The 4,116-nt window shown below is 39.9% G+C and carries 4 protein-coding genes; all 4 read left to right on the top strand.

The window, feature by feature from the left end; genetic code table 11:
- Nucleotides 1–689: OadG family protein (locus ABFC98_00790; GenBank protein MEN6444563.1), on the top strand; the 689-nt coding region annotated here is incomplete at its 5' end.
- Nucleotides 686–1,399, top strand: a complete 714-nt coding sequence (locus ABFC98_00785) for a biotin/lipoyl-containing protein (protein MEN6444562.1) — start codon at nucleotides 686–688, stop codon at nucleotides 1,397–1,399. The genes ABFC98_00790 and ABFC98_00785, both read left to right, overlap by 4 nt.
- Nucleotides 1,400–1,403: 4 nt before the next feature.
- On the top strand, nucleotides 1,404–2,531 hold the full coding sequence (locus ABFC98_00780; GenBank protein ID MEN6444561.1) for a sodium ion-translocating decarboxylase subunit beta: 1,128 nt from the start codon (nucleotides 1,404–1,406) through the stop codon (nucleotides 2,529–2,531).
- A 32-nt stretch (nucleotides 2,532–2,563) separates the two neighbouring features.
- Nucleotides 2,564–3,484 carry a 3-phosphoglycerate dehydrogenase gene (locus ABFC98_00775; GenBank protein ID MEN6444560.1) on the top strand — a complete coding sequence of 307 codons (921 nt, stop codon included), beginning with the start codon at nucleotides 2,564–2,566 and terminating at the stop codon, nucleotides 3,482–3,484.
- Nucleotides 3,485–4,116 lie beyond the last annotated feature (632 nt).

Raw genomic sequence — 4,116 nt, 5'->3', positions numbered from 1 at the left:
CAGAAGTAGCGGAGAAATTACAAATTAAAGATATCGCCAGTTGGAAGCAATATCTGGGTTTGGAGCCATATAACGAAAAATTGGATCAGATGAGTTTACGCAAATTGGGCATCACTCCCTATAAAGCACTGTTAGCAAAACAATATAGTGTTTATGGTTTTACGGAACTTTCAACTTTGAACGAAGTTGCCTCAGCTCTGAATATGCCCATTAAAAAAATTAAACAAAAGATTGGATTGGCAAAGCCCAATTCGCAAAAATGGGATTCATACTCATTACAATCATTGAATGTAACTCCTGAAGACATTAAAAAAATTGAACAGGAGTTCAATGAAAAGAGTATGGATTTTGGGCTTAATGTAACCCTGGTAGGAATGCTGACAGTTTTTGTAGCTTTATTAATTACCAGTATAATAGTGGGACAGCTAAACCTTTTGAATCGTCCTTCTAAAAAGGAAAAAGCCGATCTTAAAATATCGCCCGGGGGAAAAGTTCGTGCCGCTTCCGCCACTTTAAATCAGAATGTAATTGCTGCCTTGGTTACGGCTGTGATGTTGCATGAACAAACGCTGGAAGAACAAAGAAAAATTGCCCTAACCTTCAAACGCACTCCTACCAATCAATGGCGTGCAAAAGCTATGTTGAATATGCCAAACAGAGAAATGAACAATAGACGGAGAAATAGATGAAGACCTATAAACTATTAATCAATAACGAACACTTCGAAGCCAAAATCTTGGAATATAGTCCTACGCATGCAAAAATAAACCTGAATGGAACTGAATATCTGGTTCAAATAGAAAATGACAAAATTGATAGTGTGCCCAAGCTGGCAGCACAAGAAAAAGCAGTTCCTTTGGCTCCTGCCTTCAATAGTAACACAGATCTTAATTCTGGTGAAATTCATTCCCCCCTTCCCGGAGTAATAGTCACGATCCCTGTTTCCGAAGGAGAGGAAGTAAAAAAAGGACAAGCCATAATCATTATAGAAGCAATGAAAATGCAAAGCGAAATTGCTGCTCCCATTGATGGTAAAATTGAAAAGATTCTCGTGAAAGAACGCACCCCCGTAAAAGGAGGAGATTTGTTGATGACGATTTCCGGAACTGAAATTAAAACTGCCCCCCCGGCAAAGCCCTCAAAACCAAAAATAGCGGAACAGCCGGACAAAATTACTCAGAAAGATCCCATTTTGCGTGCTCCTCTCGCGGGAGCAATTATGGAAATAAAAGTGCAGGTTAATGACTATGTGAAAGAGGGAGATGTAGTTGTAATTTTAGAAGCGATGAAAATGGAATCGGATATCTACAGCCCCCGAAACGGAAAAGTAAGCAAAGTTTATGTTCATAAGGGAGATATAGTTCAGGATAATGATCCCCTAATTGAGTTTGAGGATTAGCCGTATGCAGGAACTAAGCCAGTTTATCCAAACTACGGGATTCCTAAATGTAACCTGGGGAAATCTGGTAATGATTATCTCCGGAATGATCTTTATCTATTTGGGTGTGGCAAAAGAATTTGAGCCACTGCTTTTAATACCAATTGGTTTTGGTATCGTGGTGGGAAATATGCCAGGCGTTTCTCAACAGGGGCTCGGAGTTATGAATGAGGGCTCTGTTTTATACTATCTCTATTTTGGCGTAAATAAAAGTATCTATCCTTCGCTTATCTTTTTAGGGATAGGAGCGATGACTGATTTTTCCACCCTCATTGCCAACCCGCGGCTTATTCTTTTGGGCGCAGCAGCTCAATTTGGAATTTTTGCCACTTTCATTGGCAGTATTCTTTTAGGATTTAATGTGATGGAAGCTGCCTCAATAGGAATTATTGGAGGCGCCGATGGTCCCACTTCCATTTTTTTGGCTTCCAAGTTAGCGCCGCATCTTTTGGGGTCAATAGCTTTGGCAGCATATTCATATATGGCACTGGTACCTGTAATTCAACCACCTATTATGAAATTGCTAACTACTAAAAAAGAGCGTCTTATCCGGATGAAGCCCTTGCGCGTTGTCTCCAAAAAAGAAAAAATCATTTTCCCCATCGTTGCCTTTGTAGTTACCACTTTTATTTCTCCCGGCAGCGTAGTTCTTTTGGCAATGCTGTTTTTGGGCAATTTGTTAAAAGAAAGCGGGGTAACTGAACGCCTTGCCAATAGTGCCAGAACTGTTTTAATTGATGTTGTCACCGTTTTAATTGGTTTAACGGTAGGAGCAAAGACCACAGCGGATGTTTTTCTTACGCCGGCAACGCTGAAAATCTTTTTCCTGGGGGCTTTTTCTTTTGCCGCGGCTACTGCCACAGGCGTTCTTTTTGCCAAGGTTATGAATCTCTTTTCCAAAAATAAGATTAACCCACTAATTGGAAATGCGGGTGTTTCTGCAGTTCCAGCTTCGGCGCGCGTTTCTCAAATTGTGGGCCAACAATATGACAAAACAAACTATCTACTGATGCATGCAATGGCTCCAAATGTCGCCGGAGTCGTTGGTTCAGCAGTTGCTGCAGGTGTCCTATTAGGAATTTTAGGAAAATGAAACACCATCACAAAAAAATATAGGAGGCAAAAATGCCAAAAGTCCTGATTGCTACCGAAAAACCATTTTCTGCCGATGCAGTTCAAAAAATCAAGGCAGAGCTTGAAAAAGCCGGATATGATTATTCCTTTTTGGAAAATTATACCGAAAAAAGTGAACTGCATAATGCCTTAACTGATGCGGAAGCAGTAATTATCCGCAGCGATATTATTGATGAAGCAGCTTTTAACGCCACTCCAAAACTTAAAATTGTAGTTCGTGCCGGCGCCGGATATGACAATATTGATCTCAATGCCGCCACGGCACATAATGTTGTGGTAATGAACACTCCAGGCCAAAATTCCAACGCCGTTGCCGAATTGGCAATCGGAATGATGATTTATATGGCACGGAATAAATTCAATGGAAAATCCGGCACAGAACTGGCAGAAAAAACACTAACTCTATATGGTTTTGGTTGGGTTGCTCGTTATGTTGCCAAAATCGCCAAAGGAATCGGAATGGATGTTTATGCTTATGATCCTTTCATTGCCGATGAAGTTATGCAAAAAGAAGGTGTAAAACCCTTACGCACCGTAGCGGATATCTTCAAATTGGGCGATTATATTTCTCTGCATATACCCGCCACCAATCAAACCAAAAAGTGCATTAATGACAGCGTTCTTTCTCTGGTAAAAGAAGATGCCGTTTTAGTCAATACCGCGCGCAAGGAAATTATCGATGAAGATGCACTGTTAAATACCTTTGCCCAAAAGAAAAAATTCCGTTATGTGAGTGATGTTGCTCCCGATAACAGCGCTACATTGTTAGAACAGTATCCAGAAAGAGTTTTCTTCACTCCCAAGAAAATGGGCGCTCAAACTAACGAAGCAAATTCTAATGCCGGCATCGCTGCCGCCAAACAAATCATCGCTTTCTTTGAAAAAGGCGACAAGACCTATAAAGTAAATTAAATCCAGCTTATTTAGATACAATGGAAGGCATTTATTTTCTTTTGCCTTCCATTGTTTTTTGCCTTATTATATAGGCAGGCAAGTTCACACCAAAAAGGGGATTAAATAGCTAAGCAATAGCCATTTGTTGTTTGTTTATAGCTATTTTGAGCACGAAAGCACGATAAAATCATTGGCAAACCAAAAGTTGCCAATCCATTTTTCCCTACTGTCTTTTGGGGCATAAAACAAAAGCCCCTTCTTGAGAAAGGGGCTTAGGTCTTTGACTTAGGAGGTCGCACATTTTGTAACCTATGAGTATAGGCCACTAACCAGTAAGGGGGTACTGGTTATTTCTGAGATTCATCTTTACTATTATGCAATACCTACGCCAAAGTTAATTTATCTTCTATCTAATTGCTCTGCATAGCTTTAGGCAATTTCTGAAGGCATCGTCCCTCTCGCTTTTGTAGATTATTAGAGACAATCTGTTGCCATATTTCCACACAATTAGAAACCCTCGCCCTTCTCTTTTTTTCTTCATACCTGCCAAACGCCCATAATATATTTGCTATTTTTACAAAATCCAATATTTTATGTTATAGAGAGAAGTTTTTCTAAAAAAAAGGAGTTCGATATGCAAATCCCTTTTA

The sequence above is a fragment of the Candidatus Cloacimonas sp. genome, from assembly GCA_039680785.1.
Classification (GTDB): Bacteria; Cloacimonadota; Cloacimonadia; order Cloacimonadales; family Cloacimonadaceae; genus Cloacimonas.
Note: the sequence above shows the minus strand (reverse complement) of the source record. Positions and strands in the feature narration are given on the sequence as shown.